The sequence below is a fragment of the Rossellomorea vietnamensis genome (genome assembly GCF_025398035.1).
GTDB classification, from domain to species: domain Bacteria; phylum Bacillota; class Bacilli; order Bacillales; family Bacillaceae_B; genus Rossellomorea; species Rossellomorea vietnamensis_B.
Genome location: NZ_CP104558.1, coordinates 1,039,084 through 1,053,869 on the forward strand (window position 1 = coordinate 1,039,084; position 14,786 = coordinate 1,053,869).

General features: G+C 43.7%; 13 protein-coding genes. All 13 read right to left on the minus strand.

What is annotated here, in order from left to right; translation table 11 throughout:
* Positions 1-48: 48 nt before the first annotated feature.
* On the minus strand, positions 49-975 hold the full coding sequence (gene spoIIGA, locus N5C46_RS05365; protein WP_261751213.1) for a sigma-E processing peptidase SpoIIGA: 927 nt from the start codon (positions 973-975) through the stop codon (positions 49-51).
* Between the two features lie 268 nt (positions 976-1,243).
* A complete protein-coding gene (gene ftsZ / locus N5C46_RS05370; RefSeq protein ID WP_061809828.1) occupies positions 1,244-2,407 on the minus strand; it encodes a cell division protein FtsZ in 1,164 nt (387 codons plus the stop codon).
* Positions 2,408-2,448: 41 nt separating this feature from the next.
* Positions 2,449-3,747, minus strand: a complete 1,299-nt coding sequence (gene ftsA, locus N5C46_RS05375) for a cell division protein FtsA (protein WP_061809829.1) — start codon at positions 3,745-3,747, stop codon at positions 2,449-2,451.
* A gap of 114 nt (positions 3,748-3,861) precedes the next feature.
* The gene (locus N5C46_RS05380) at positions 3,862-4,224 is read right to left on the minus strand and encodes a small basic family protein (RefSeq protein WP_034755840.1); all 363 of its coding nucleotides are present in this window, start codon (positions 4,222-4,224) and stop codon (positions 3,862-3,864) included.
* Between the two features lies 1 nt (position 4,225).
* The gene (locus N5C46_RS05385; protein ID WP_261751214.1) at positions 4,226-4,954 is read right to left on the minus strand and encodes a DUF881 domain-containing protein; all 729 of its coding nucleotides are present in this window, start codon (positions 4,952-4,954) and stop codon (positions 4,226-4,228) included.
* A 63-nt stretch (positions 4,955-5,017) separates the two neighbouring features.
* Positions 5,018-5,719: a DUF881 domain-containing protein gene (locus N5C46_RS05390; protein WP_261752287.1), complete on the minus strand. Its 702-nt coding sequence runs from the start codon at positions 5,717-5,719 to the stop codon at positions 5,018-5,020.
* Entirely contained in the window at positions 5,703-6,488 is a 786-nt protein-coding gene (locus N5C46_RS05395; RefSeq protein WP_034755849.1) for a cell division protein FtsQ/DivIB, read from the minus strand. The genes N5C46_RS05390 and N5C46_RS05395 overlap by 17 nt, the downstream gene beginning before the upstream one ends.
* A 632-nt stretch (positions 6,489-7,120) precedes the next feature.
* Positions 7,121-8,221, minus strand: coding sequence for a stage V sporulation protein E (spoVE, locus tag N5C46_RS05400; RefSeq protein WP_034755851.1), 1,101 nt, complete (start codon positions 8,219-8,221; stop codon positions 7,121-7,123).
* A 113-nt stretch (positions 8,222-8,334) separates the two neighbouring features.
* Entirely contained in the window at positions 8,335-9,684 is a 1,350-nt protein-coding gene (gene murD / locus N5C46_RS05405; RefSeq protein ID WP_261751215.1) for a UDP-N-acetylmuramoyl-L-alanine--D-glutamate ligase, read from the minus strand.
* Entirely contained in the window at positions 9,685-10,659 is a 975-nt protein-coding gene (gene mraY, locus N5C46_RS05410) for a phospho-N-acetylmuramoyl-pentapeptide-transferase (RefSeq protein ID WP_261751216.1), read from the minus strand.
* Between the two features lie 2 nt (positions 10,660-10,661).
* A complete protein-coding gene (locus N5C46_RS05415) occupies positions 10,662-11,084 on the minus strand; it encodes a hypothetical protein (protein WP_261751217.1) in 423 nt (140 codons plus the stop codon).
* Between the two features lie 2 nt (positions 11,085-11,086).
* The gene (locus N5C46_RS05420; RefSeq protein WP_261751218.1) at positions 11,087-12,547 is read right to left on the minus strand and encodes a UDP-N-acetylmuramoyl-L-alanyl-D-glutamate--2,6-diaminopimelate ligase; all 1,461 of its coding nucleotides are present in this window, start codon (positions 12,545-12,547) and stop codon (positions 11,087-11,089) included.
* A gap of 206 nt (positions 12,548-12,753) precedes the next feature.
* Positions 12,754-14,673, minus strand: coding sequence for a stage V sporulation protein D (locus tag N5C46_RS05425; protein WP_261751219.1), 1,920 nt, complete (start codon positions 14,671-14,673; stop codon positions 12,754-12,756).
* Positions 14,674-14,786 lie beyond the last annotated feature (113 nt).

Consider the following 14,786-nt stretch of genomic DNA (forward strand, 5'->3'; position numbering starts at 1 on the left):
CTCCCCCTTCTATTTCTTTAAATTGTGAGTATAGTAGTATTAATTGAATTACGAAACGTTAAGCACCGGCTTTCTTGCAGCCATTTTCGGATGGACGATCGCCCCGAATTGGCCATCGGCCGATAAGGGTTCCTCCCTAAAGGCGACTAACCCATTTGGTATGGTCCATTCTGCTTCATGATCACTGAGTACCAATGAATCAGGCTTTATCGCTGCCAAAAGCTGACTGCTTCTTCCCACTGATTGTGCTGGAACGATACGCATCCTGTCAGACCAGCGGGTATCGATCTGTTTCTCACCCGAAAAAATGTCATCTACATCATGGCAAAGTGCCTTCATTTCATCCGGGATCTCACCCTCGATTTCAGCAATGGATAGAATCATCACCGGACTTTTTGAAATGGGATCCTGAAGTTGATTCCCACTGTCCACAAGACCGTTTACAGTACAATGAAAATCATCGATCTGGATCTTGACTTTCAGGAGCTGATCATATTGGAGCTTCACATGCTCGATACTATCCACCCTTCCCTTAGAAAAGTACCAGGCAAGCGGCAAGGCGAGCATCACAAATACCCAGCTTATCGGGTCACCAAACCCGCGTATGCTAGCAAGCAGCATGGATGATTCCGTGCTTGGATCGAAGCTGATAAAATAATGAGTCCCAATTAATATTCCACCCGTAAAAAAGGTGACGAAATAAAACATAAGAAGGTTTGACATATAGTGGCGCCATCTTCTATAACCAAAAGCTGAATACACCATGACAACGGAAAATAATAACTTGACTAAGGGGTTTCCAGTAAAGTGAGCAAATGGTGAAAAAGCGAGGAGAATAATGACTGAGCCTATCAGACTCCCGATCGCTATTCTCCAGAGGGCGTATTGTCTCTTTAAGATGATTCCTGTTAACCATAATAAGAAAAAGTCTACTAACAGATTTAACAACCAAATGACATCCAGATATAAAGTCAATCTCTCCCCTCCTTGTAACACCTCACAATTCCATTCTGATAAAGACCGGAATGACTTATCAGAAGTATATCGTACATCCTTTTTAAAGGTTGTCATTTTTTGTATGCTCCCACGGAAAAGTTTTCGGAGATATGAACGAAAAATGTCATTAAATATGGATGCAACAGATACCTCCAACCTATGGTTTTTAGATTGTATTTTGGATCCTATAGAAATAAAAATCCCCCAAGGCTTGATGCCCTGGGGGATTCTTATTTCTATTCCATTATTAACGACGACGGTTTCTATTGCGAAGGAAGGTTGGAATGTCCAATGTTTCTTCCGCACCTTGATTAGAAGATGTTCTCACAGGCTCCTGCTGTTGAGGCTGCTCTTCACGTTTAGGCTGTTCCCGTTTCACCGATTGGCTAGGGTTAGGACTTTGATTTGGTTTCATCCCACCGAAAGTTGGTCGGGTTTGTTTCGGAGGTTGAATGACCTCTTCATTGAACCCGGTCGCAATGACGGTAACGACGATATCATCTTTTAAATCTTCGTTGATGACGGAACCGAAGATCATATTTACTTCTTGATCAGATGCAGAAGCTACGATATCAGCAGCTTCCTGAACTTCATAAAGGCTTAATGAAGTCCCCCCTGTGATATTCATCAGGACACCTTGGGCTCCATCGATGGATGTCTCAAGCAAAGGACTTGAAACGGCCTTTTTCGCTGCTTCAGTTGCACGGTTCTCACCGGATGCTGCACCGATCCCCATCAGGGCTGAACCTTTGTTAGACATGATCGTCTTAACATCTGCAAAGTCCAGATTGATAAGACCAGGTGTAGCGATAAGATCCGAGATACCTTGTACACCTTGACGCAGTACATTATCAGCTTCACGGAAAGCTTCAAGCATCGGAGTACTCTTATCTACGATCTCCAGAAGGCGATCATTCGGGATGACGATAAGGGTGTCCACGCCTTCTTTCATTGCAGCGATACCACCACTTGCCTGATTTGAACGCTTTCTGCCTTCGAATGTAAACGGACGTGTCACGACACCGACCGTCAATGCGCCGATTTCCCGGGCGATTTGGGCAATGACCGGAGCTGCACCAGTTCCGGTTCCTCCACCCATTCCGGCAGTGACAAAGACCATATCTGCTCCTCTAAGGGCTTCTTCGATCTGCTCTTTACTCTCTTCAGCAGCTTTTTTACCTACTTCAGGATTCGCACCTGCTCCTAATCCCCTGGTTAATTTGCCACCGATTTGCATCTTTATTTCAGCTTTTGATAGATTCAAAGCCTGTGCATCCGTGTTGACAGCGATAAATTCAACACCCTGTACGCCGTGCTCGATCATGCGGTTTACGGCGTTGTTTCCTCCGCCACCGACACCAATAACTTTTATTGTCGCTAATGAATCTAAATTTGTATCAAACTCCAACATGACAAATCCTCCTAACTCGTCGAATCTATGGATTCCTTTATTTATTCAAAGAAGTATCCAAAGAACTTTTTCACTTTTGACATGGCCTTTTCATCTTCATGTTCTTCTTCTTTTACCTTTGCAGGCTTCGGCTTTTTATTCACAGGTTTTGATTGACGCTTCTCAGCGGCCTCTACGGGCACTGGTTCTGCGCTTACAGATCTTCCTTGCAATCTAGCATTCTTTTGAGCGTATTTAATCAATCCGACCGCTGTCGTATACTGGGGTTCCCGTACACCTATATAATCAGGAATTGCCACACGTACACGATTTTGGAAAACGATTTGTGCTAATTCTAACACACCTGGAAGATTTGCTACACCACCAGTTAGAACATATCCACCCGGCAGGTCCCTGATTCCCAATCGTTTCAGCTCGTGGCTGATGAGGTCCAGGATCTCTTCAAGCCTTGCTTCTATGATATCAGAAATTTCTAATTGATTAAATTGCTGATGTTGATCGCTGCCAATAATTGGCACGCTGAACACTTCATCTTCTGACGCATGGTCATAGAATGCATGTCCATATTTTGTTTTGATTTTTTCAGCGTCGTCCGTTGAGGTTCGTAATCCGATCGACAAATCCTTCGTGATATGCTCCCCGCCTACGGGCAACACAGTTGTCGCTTTCAGGTGCCCCTGTTCGAAAACGGCAATCGTCGTAGAACCGCCACCTATGTCGATCAGGGCAGCTCCCAGGTTCTTTTCATCCTTTGATAAGGCAACCGTACCTGCGGCTAAAGGCTGAAGGACGATATCGACAATTTCAAGGCCGGCTTTTTCTACACAACGGAGAGTATTATGTAAAATCGTCTTAGATCCCGTAATGATGGTGCCTTCCATTTCAAGTCGAACACCGATCATACCCCTTGGATCTGTAATCTCATCCAATCCATCAACGATGAACTGTCTTGGGATTACGTTGATGATTTCCCTTTCTGGAGGAATCGATACAACCTGGGCTGCATCCATCACTCTTAGAACGTCTTCATCCCCGATCTCCCTGTTGTCACTCGACACTGCCACCACACCATGACAGGATTGAAGTGACACATGGTTTCCTGTTATACCTACGATGACCTGGCTTATGGATAAACCGACCATCCTTTCAGCTTGTTCAACTGCCTTCTTGATTGTATGAACAGTTTCGTCTATATCTACGATGGAACCTTTTCTGATTCCTTCTGAGTTCACATTTCCTACACCGATTATGTTTAAGGAATCATTTGTCATTTCACCAATGATTACTTTCACTGTGGATGTACCGATGTCTAGGCTAACGTAAATTTCATTGCTGTTCACTCTATGGCACCTCCTTAAAGAATGTTTATTTGGAACAACAATCCTAGAAAACATGATTCTAAGTATATCTTAATATGATATTCGTCGTAACAAAAACGATTCCCTTTTAAAATTCTAATTTTTTTCTCTTTTTTCTTGATTATTTGACCAATTGCTAATCATTATTCTTCTAATCACTGCAATGTTTTGGAATAATCTTACCCCAAAAGCAAAAACAGCCGCCAAATATAAGTCTACACCAAGATGTACGCCCAGAAAAGCTAAACTTGCTGCTAGTAAAATATTAAAAAAGAATCCAGAAACAAAGACCTTGTCATCATAAATATTTTGGAGGTGGGCACGAATACCGCCAAATAATGTATCCAATGCTGCGAGGACCGCAATCGATAAATAATTGGAATACTCTTCTGGAATCCTAATATCTGTAAGAAGCCCGAGGACGACCCCTACTAGCAACCCTAAAACGGGAAGCCACATATTATTCGTTCCCTCCCCTTTCCTTAACCGGTTCCATAAAACGGATCCGAATCGTATCTTTATATTCTGGAACCGTGAGCTTTTCTAAAGGCTTTGAAATGCTGACCCGGAGGTTATCGATAAAGAAATCTTCAACGGATCTTGAAACCTGCATGCGGTTATACAGGTCCTTGGCTGCATTTACATCCTTGGTCAACACCATGACTTCAAACGGTATTTTCTTTATTGAATTACCGTCCACCTTCGTTTCTCCATTGATATCACGGATGACTGACGTATTGATTAAACGATGGCCGTCAATCGCGATATCTACTGCATCATACTGATTCAGTTCATTTACAAGCCTCTCCAGAAGTTCGGGTGAAACATTCTGAACTTTTTCACCGAGGAGGATTTCCTCCATCGAAGGCTCGATCGTCAGGATAAGACCCGGACCCGTTTTTTCCGTCAGCCCCATTTCAGTCTTCAATTCTTCTAACGTTTGCTTTAAAGCCTGCTCCGGGCTTGATTGCTGCTCGGTTTTATACTGCTCCAACTTCGCTTCCACAGAACGCGTTTCCGATAATAAGTTGGAATTGACTTCCTTTTCTTTCAGAAGCGCTTCTCTCAGTTCCCAGATATCTCTGGTGTCCCGGACAACTGGCTCTTTGACAGTCTGGAACTGAATGGCAATCATAAACCCGATGATGACCGTAATGACGGTAAAGCTGATTTTAAGTTTGTTGTCCATTTATTGCACCTTACTTTCGGGACCTGACCCTCACCTGTATCGCTTACTTCAATTGGAGCCGGCTCATGATTCGCCGATCGTGGGTTCGAGGATGACCGAATTTTCTTTTTTCATCTCAAATATGATATTTTCATTCACCAACTGATCCTTCACCCCGCCTGTGATATTCATGGCGGAAGACAGCACTTCCGGATCTCCGATTGCCGTTATTTTGAACGGGGCAGGGTACTCGATGCCATCAATCTGAATGACCGGACCGTTACACAGTATGTATGAATCATGCTTAAGTCTTTGTCCGTTGATGGCAACCGCAGAGGCACCTGCAATATATAATTCATTGATCACCTTAAAAACGTGATGTTCATGGACAATATAATTATTCGCGTTTTCTTCCTCCGGGTCATATTTCGCATCGGACAAGGTCACCGTTACCCCCGGCCCCTTCACTTTCGTTTTGCCTAAGTACATACGGTACTTCTCGGCATCCTCTGCCAGGTTGAAATAAATTTGCTTCTCTTTGGAGAATTCCTTCTCCATATTGCCGACCTTCTCCTGTTTCTCATAAAGTTTTTCCTGCAGACGATTATTCTTCTGCTGGTACTCGAGGATTTGATCTCTTAATGTTTCTTCCTGTTTCCATTGACCATTTGTCCGGCTCCCGAGCTCTTTTTGTTCTGTATTTGCCAGACTGAATGAAAAAGCAAGGATGAAACCCAAAACCAGACATACAAGAGAGAGGACCACGTGCTTACCTCTCACCTTCATCCTCTTCATCCGTTTGTTCACCTTCCGTTTCGTATGCTCTGAAGTAAGAACCGACCTCCAGGTCAATGACCCCTTTTACCGAAGGGTCTAATTGGCTGACAATCGAAGGATAATGAACCATCTTTTCAGAGAAACTCCGGATGGTCGCACTCACTTCGAACCCATCATTCATAAATAGAGTCAAGTGATATTGGTCTGTCTTCTTGGGAACGAGGTTGATCTCTGAGATGAGATGCTGCACTTCTTTTGGAAGTTCCCCTAATTCGTTCACCATTTTAACCAGGACCTTATCTTCTTCGAATCCCCTCAATAGAGGTGCATCCACAGGAATCGATCCGGTCCCTTTATCCAGGACCTTCCCATTTTCCAAAATGACAAAAAATTTATTCCCCTTTGAGAGATACGCTTTTTTATCATATTCTTGAATGGTAATGTCGAATGAATTCGGAAAGGATAATTCCACTTTCGCATCCTTTACTTCAGGAAGTTTCTTTAATTGCTCGACCGTTTTCTCTTTGCTTACACTCCATACATTCATACCTTTGTCAATTCCACTTTTTTGAAGAACCGTCTTATTGGATATAAGTTCATTCCCATGAACGGACACTTTGTTTACATGACTCAAGGGCGATTGAAAGTATACAACCGACAATATCATCAGAAAGAATAAAGAAAGTAAAAACAGAAGCCTGCGGTTTGCTTTCTTTTTTCGGTGTTGTTTTAGTTTAGGAATACGATCTTCAAGGGAAACAACATTTTCTTTTTTCATTTCGTTCTCCTCAATTTCACTTTGAATTCATTATGCCATGAGTAAGCTGAACTCGTCATGTCTTATAATGAAAGTACTCTTTACATTGGGATACCTTCTATTCTATACGAAGGAATAACATGTTAAAAGAGGAATAGAACGTTATTTTCTGCCATATGCCCTATTAATGGCAAATAAAATGAGTGATGCAGGGTTAATGGCCTATTTTTGGAGAATTGACCTACAGTCACCCTAAGATGGATTGTCCATACCGCTTTTCGTATATGTACTTTCATTCGCTTTCCAAAAGAAGGGCCATCCTATGTATTTCACTCTTGAACCCTATTTTAAACAACAATTTCACCATAATGAATGCATGTCATTGAATTGTAAAAGTTTTGGTTAACAAAAGTAACAAACTCTCCTTTATTTTGAAAAGGTATGATCAAAATGAATTACGTATATGTAATTTATTGTAACATCGAAAACGTAAATATCCTATCGTTATTTCATTCAACAGAAGGATTTTCTTCGTAATATATCAGATACAAAAAAGAGACCGACTGAGAAAAATGGGAAGGAGTGGTGAGGTCTTCTCTCACCATTCACTTTTTCGTGCCATTTTTCATGAGTCAATCTCTTTAGATAAAGCATTAGTTCCTCGAGTAGCGGCTTATATTCAACAGGACCCCTACAGCCATGAGCATAAGGGTCAAAGAGGATCCCCCGTAGCTCAGGAATGGAAGTGTAATCCCGGTTACGGGCATCAGACCCGTCACGACCCCTACGTTGATCATCACCTGGATGGCAATCATAGAAACGATCCCCAGAGCCAGGAAGCTGCCAAATAAGTCAGGTGCCCCCAATGCGATCCTGATCCCTCTCCACAAAATCAATGAAAACAGGATCAATACCAGAGTTCCCCCTATAAATCCAAGTTCCTCTGCTAAAATAGCAAATATAAAGTCGTTTTGAGGTTCCGGTAAATAAAAGAACTTCTGTCTGCTCTGTCCAAGACCTAAACCGAATAATCCACCAGGTCCGATGGCATACAGGGACTGAATGATCTGGAAACCGCTATTGAGCGGATCCTGCCAGGGATCTAAAAAGGATGTGATCCGTTTAATCCGGTAAGGAGCAGAAATGACGAGTCCCACAAACCCAAGCAAACCGATCATGCCGAGTCCTACGAAATGTTTGATCCGGGCCCCGGATATGAAGATCATCACCACAGAAGTCCCCACCATGACGGTACCCGTCCCCAAGTCCGGCTGGAGCATGATCATTCCAAAAGCCGTAAACACAAGTAAAAGTGCTGGAAGTACTCCTTTTCTAAAAGAAGTAATATACTTTTGGTTCTCAGATAAATACTTTGATAGAAAAGCGATCATGGCGAGTTTCATAAACTCCGAAGGCTGAATGGAGAAGGCCCCCACCCCGATCCAGCTCCTCGAACCGTTCCGGAGCACCCCTATGCCGGGAATGAGAACGAGCACAAGGAGGACGAAGCATACGATAATGATGATCTTTGACCAGTTTCTCCATGTCCAGTACTCTACGTTCATGATGAAAAACATGGCGAATAATCCTACACCTGCGAAGAGCACCTGTCTTTTTGCAAAGAAAAAGGAGTCATTAAATTTGTAATCTGCCCATACAGCACTCGCACTGTATACCATGACCAGTCCAATCGCAAGCAAAGTGAGCGTAACCACAATGAGTATAAAATCGGGAGTCGATTTTTTTAAAGGCAATCCTAAACACCTCGAATAGACAAATTTAGAGCCGTTCGAGCATAGAAAACTACTGATCCCGGATTGAATGACTGGTTGTGTAAGTATGGATGCTCTATATGGACAAGCCCTTATTAAAGCTTATGCACGGCCTCGATAAACATGTCACCGCGTTGTTCAAAAGTACGATATTGATCCCAGCTTGCACATGCAGGGGACAATAATACGATATCCCCTTCCCGTGCATGCTCATACGCAACCGGAACCGCCTTTTCAACATTATCGACAGGAATAATCGTTTGTATCCCTGCCTTTTCCCCAGTCTTCACGAACTTCTCAGAGGTCTCTCCAAAGGTGATCAATGTTTTGACGTTTCCGAGGAATGGAATCAGGTCATCAAATTCATTTCCGCGATCCAATCCCCCTGCAAGCAGTATAGTAGGGGATTCAAATGCTTTAAGCGCACTTTTCGTCGCCAGGCTGTTCGTTGCTTTAGAATCATTGTAAAATTTGATGCCATTCATTTCCCGGACGAATTGAGTCCGATGTTTCACTCCGCCGAACGTACTCAATACCTTTTTGATACTATCATTTGACACCCCATATATTTTACAGGCTGCAACGGCACATAGGATATTTTCAAGGTTATGCGCTCCAGGAAGGACGATGGAGGATAAATCCACCACTTTTTCGTCCTTGAAATAGATCGCACGATCCTTAATATAGGCACCGCCTTCTATTTCCTTTTCGGTTGAAAAGCGAATCACCTGGGCTTTTGTAAAGCTGACCGTATCCTGTACATGCTCTTGGTCTCCGTTAATGATGAGATAGTCTTTTTCGGTTTGGTTTTTTGTAATATTGGATTTTGCTTTCCAATATTCGTTCAAGTCTCCATGGTAATCCAGATGGGCATCATACAAATTTGTAATGATGGCAATGTGCGGAGCGAATTCCTGGGTCCCCATCAGTTGGAAGGAAGATAGTTCGACTACCATCTTTTCGTCCTCTTTCGCATCCTGGGCCACTTCAGAAGCAACGGTTCCAATATTCCCCGCGATCAGAGGCTTTTGGTTATCCTCTTTCAACATTTCGAATAACAGTGTCGTGGTGGTGGTTTTTCCATTGGTTCCCGTGATCCCGATCATTTCCGCCTCTGAAATGAGATAAGCGAGCTCGACTTCTGTTAAAACGGGAATATTCTTCTCCATCGCTTTTTTTATCAGCGGGTTATGATATGGGATACCCGGATTCTTAATGACATATTGAAAGCCTTCATCGAGAAGCTCGATGGGATGACTGCCGCATATGACTTTAATCCCTTCCTGCAGGAGACCTTGAGCTTCGGGATTTGCCGATAAAGGCTTTTGGTCATTGACCGTAACAAATGCTTCTAACTTATGTAGGAGAGAGGCAGCACTTACCCCACTTTTTGCCAACCCTAATACCAATACTTTTTTATGTTTGAATTTTGTAATGTTTTTCACTTATAACCACACCTCAATATAGATTCCTAAAACGGCAAAAAGTAATCCCACAGTCCAAAACGTAACGACGACACGCCACTCCGACCAACCGACCAGCTCATAGTGGTGGTGCAATGGGCTCATTTTGAAAATTCGTTTTCCTGTTGTTTTGAAGCTTGCCACTTGTAAGATGACGGAAAGAGTCTCAATGACGAATACTCCCCCAATAAGGATTAATATGATTTCAAGCTTGGTTAGAATGGCGATCGTGGCGATTGCGCCTCCGAGTGCAAGTGAGCCCGTATCTCCCATGAATACTTTGGCGGGATGGGCATTGAAGACGAGGAAGCCAAGAACCGCCCCCACCACCGCTACTCCGAAGATGGCAACATCATATTGGGATTGGCTCCACGCAAGTACAGCCAGTGCCCCGAATGCAATGGCACTTGTTCCGGACACCAAACCGTCCAGACCATCCGTCAGATTGACGGCGTTTGAAAATCCAACAAGCCAAAAAATAATGAACAAGCAATAAAACCAGCCTAATTCAAACGAAAAATCCGTCAGTGGTATCGAAACAGTGGTCGGAAAGTCGTTTTGTTTAAAGATAAGATAGAAGATCACCGATATGACAATCTGTCCTAGCAGCTTCTGCTTGGAGGTCAAACCTAAATTCCTTTTCATCACGACTTTTATAAAGTCATCCAGGAAACCCAATAAACCAAATCCAACGGTCACGAGGATCATTAAATACGTTTCAGGGCCCGGTTCTGAATATTTACCGGTCATAACAAATGTCGTGATGACGATGGATACTAAGAACACAATTCCACCCATAGTTGGTGTACCGGTCTTTTTTTGATGCGACTCGGGACCTTCATCCCTGATGCTTTGTCCAAACTTCAATCTTCTGAGGAAAGGGATGAATAATGGGGCAAGCAATACGGTTATGAGAAACGCCATTATGATGGTAAAAAAGATCACTTGTTCCATCATCGTCATTCCCCTCCCATTCCATCGGTTGGATCCTGTATAGATCCCTCTACAGACATATCAATTGTTTGATGTTTTTCAGATTCACTGCTAAAAATAAACTTCGTCATAATTTCCCACTTTTCTTGATTGTAATTTTGTTTGTAACTCTCTTGTAAGTATAAATAAGCCCTATATACATCTTCAACTATAAATAACGGAAAGTGATTGGGGACAAATGATGGGATTTCTTCACCCTTTCGCCAAAGGGAAGCAATCGCTCCTTTTTCAATGCTCCTAAAAAGGTTCACTTCATCACCTGCAGGTATATATAGTCCTTTCTCCATTCCCATCCTAGTTGAATTTGAAACTACTAAAAAGGAGTAGCCAGGCAAATGGATTCCTCTGGTTTCCGGAAACTTTTTTCTCACTTCATCATAAAGGAGCATTCCTACAACCCCTTGATGAAGTGTCTTGCCACTTCCCGGTCATCAAAATCGTATACATGATTCCCGATGATCTGATAGGTTTCATGCCCTTTCCCTGCAATCAGCACGACATCTTCCGGTTTCGCAAGGCTCAAGGCTTCTTTGATCGCTTCTTTGCGATCAACGATCAATTGATATTGCTTGCCGACCACTCCGGCTTCCATATCCTTTAAGATGGCCTCCGGATCCTCTGTCCTCGGATTATCAGAAGTGAAAATGGCATAATCGCCATAATCACAGGCAATCTCCGCCATGATCGGCCTCTTGATCCTATCCCTGTCCCCTCCGCATCCTACCACTACAATTACATGTCCGTTTGTAATCGTCCGGATGGTCTCTAACACATTCTTCAAGCCATCCGGAGTATGGGCATAGTCGACGATGACCGAATAGGGCTGACCTTCTGAAATGGTTTCAAACCGTCCCCTGACCCCTTTGGCTTTCTCGAGGCTCCTTATACTTTCATCAATTGGTATACCCGCAGCAAACGCTGTCGCTATTGCAGCCAGGGCGTTGTATACATTAAATTTCCCTGCATACTTTAAAACCATTTCCCGTTCCCCAAATGGTGTGACAAGGGTGAAGACCGACTCTGTTGCCCGAAGGACCACATCTTTTGCATGGAAGTCAGCTGATGGAGACAGTCCATATGTAACGACATGGGCGGCTGTGGACTTGATGAAATAATCAGATGCATCATCGTCCTTATTAATAATGGCATACTTAGGGGATTTCTTGAAATAAGTATTCCCTAATTGAGAAAACAATAAGCCTTTTGCATTACGGTAGTCTTCCATTGTTTTATGATAATCCAGATGATCCTGCGTCAGGTTCGTAAACACTGCTATGTCATAGTCACACCCGTGCACACGTCCTTGATCCAAAGCATGTGAAGAAACTTCCATGATGGCGGACCGCACCCCTTTATCGCAAAATCGTCTGAACGTCTGCTGAAGGGTCAAACTGTCAGGCGTCGTATTATGGCTGACCTCCAACTCCTCCCCCACTTTGATATGCAGGGTTCCAATCAATCCTGTCTTCATCCCACTTTGAGTAAAAACATGATCGATGAGATGGGTCGTCGTGGTTTTGCCATTCGTCCCCGTCACTCCGACCAAAAGCAGCTGATGGGAGGGCTGTTTATAAAAATGGTCCGCTAGAATCGCCATCGCTTTCTTCGTATCGGGAACAATGATGACAGGAATGCCTGCATCCAGTCTCCTTTCTGCAAGGATCGCTGCTGCACCATTCTTCTCTGCCACCTCTGCAAGAGAGTGGCTATCGATTTCCAATCCATTGATACAAATAAATAAATCACCATTCTTTACTTTCTTGTGGTGATTCGCGATGTTTGAAATATCCGGATTCCCTTCACCATGTACTGAGAAAAACGGTAGTACTTCCAGCAAAGTGTGCAATCTCATCCTTTCAACTCCTCACAGGCAGAAAGCAACCTTTTTATATTTTACAAAAAAATATGAATGAAAGCTATCAACCTTTTAACTTAGTTCGATATCTTTTTTACGTCACGAGGACTGACACTTTATACCCCGGGGATTCATCCGTCCAAATCCCCGGCATAAATGAAAAGTATATCATGAAATGACGATCGTGTAGACCTTATCAGCCACTATTCTTCAGATAGATATACCCTGACCTTTGAACCCTGTTTTATTTTCACTCCCGGGTCCGGAGACTGACTTACCACCTTTTCACCGCTTCCGCTTACATCCAGGTCAAGATTCACCAGTTGTTCCTGCAGTTCATTTTTCGTCAATCCGACCAGATCCGGGGTTTCAATCAACGGAGTGTCGGTCCACGTCATCTCTTTTTCAATTTGACCTTTACGCTTCGGTACCCCCATTGCCTCCAGACTATCACCTATGATACTCCCTCCGATCGGGGCTGCCACGACCCCACCGAATTGAATCGTCCCCTTCGGATTATCGACAGCGACATACACCACAATCTGAGGGTCATCTGCAGGAGCCACTCCCATGAAGGAAACGATATGATTGTTTTCCAGGTACTTACCATCCTTTGCCTTCTGCGCTGTCCCCGTCTTTCCCCCTACCCGGTAACCATCTACAAACGCTTTCTTTCCGCTTCCTTTGGCCACTACACTTTCCAACGCTTCCCGAATCTGCTTTGACGTTTCTTCGGAAATGACCCTTTTCTTGATCTGAGGGCTCTTTCTCATGACCACTTCTCCGGTTGAAGGGTCGATAAGCTCTTTTGCGATATAGGGCTGATACAATATTCCTCCATTGACTGCCGCTGACACTGCTGCGACCTGTTGAATAGGGGTAACGGCCACCCCCTGGCCAAATGCGGTTGTCGCCTGTTCTACAGGACCGACACGGTCGAGGTTAAAGAGAATCCCCTTCCCTTCCCCTTGCAGATCGATCCCCGTCTTCTCACCAAAACCAAAATCATGGATATAACTGAATAATTTTTCTTTCCCTAACCTTTGACCCAACTCGACAAATCCAGGGTTACATGAGTTCTGAACCACTTCAAGAAATGTTTGTGTCCCGTGTCCCCCGCGCTTCCAACAGTGAAGAGTCGACCCTGCCACTTCGATATGCCCTGGGTCATGAAAGGTTTCTTTATAGAGATCCACCTTTTTCTCTTCGAGGGCTGCTGCAAGCGTAATGATCTTGAACGTGGATCCCGGTTCATACGTGCTCCAAATCGGTAAATTCCGATTATAGATCTCCTGGGGCACATTGCGGAAATTAGCCGGATCAAATGTCGGCCTGCTCGACATGGCGAGTATTTCACCATTCTTAGGATTCATGGCGATGGCGATGATGCCATCTGGATCATACGTCGCCTCTGCGATATCCAATTCACGCTCAACGATGGTTTGCACTTTGGTATCGATCGTTAACTTTAAATCCAATCCATTCTCCGGCTTTTCAAAATCATCGGCCATATCAGGCATTCTCTTTCCTTTGGCATCGGAGAAGAATTTCACATACCCTTTATCTCCACTAAGCTCTTCATCATAAGAAAGTTCGAGCCCCATGAGCCCTTGATTATCGATTCCTGCGAAGCCGAGAACATGGGATAAATAACTTCCATATGGATAATAACGCTTAGAATCCTCGCCTAAGTAAACGCCCTTCAAATTTAAATCCCTTACCTCTTTCGCTTTTTCATACGAGATCTTCCTTGCTTCCTTTATCAGCACCATATTGGCTTTCTGTGTTACATATTTATATGCAGACTCAACTGAAATATTAAGAACGGCTGCCAGTTTATCCGCTGTTCCTTGAGGGTCCGTAATTTGCCGTGGAACGACAAATATGGTCGGTGCACTTTGATTCCCTGCGAGTTCTACTCCATTTCGGTCGACTATTTTCCCTCTCTCAGGTTGAAATGGGATATTTCGACTCCAGGAGTCTTTTGCCAAACCGGTAAGCCAGTCCCCTTTAAAAAACTGAACATACCCCAGCCGGATATCTATGATGGAGAAAATAAGGACTCCTACTATAAGCGCTACTGCCAACCTCTTCCTTACCGTTACATTGGATACTCTTTTCACAAATGGAACCTCCCCTTCTATGGCTCGTTCCATTATATGCTTGGACTCATGGTGGTATGTTTGAATTCAATGAAAGAGTCCGGGCTTTCGGCAGGGGAATAGGGTTTTATAAA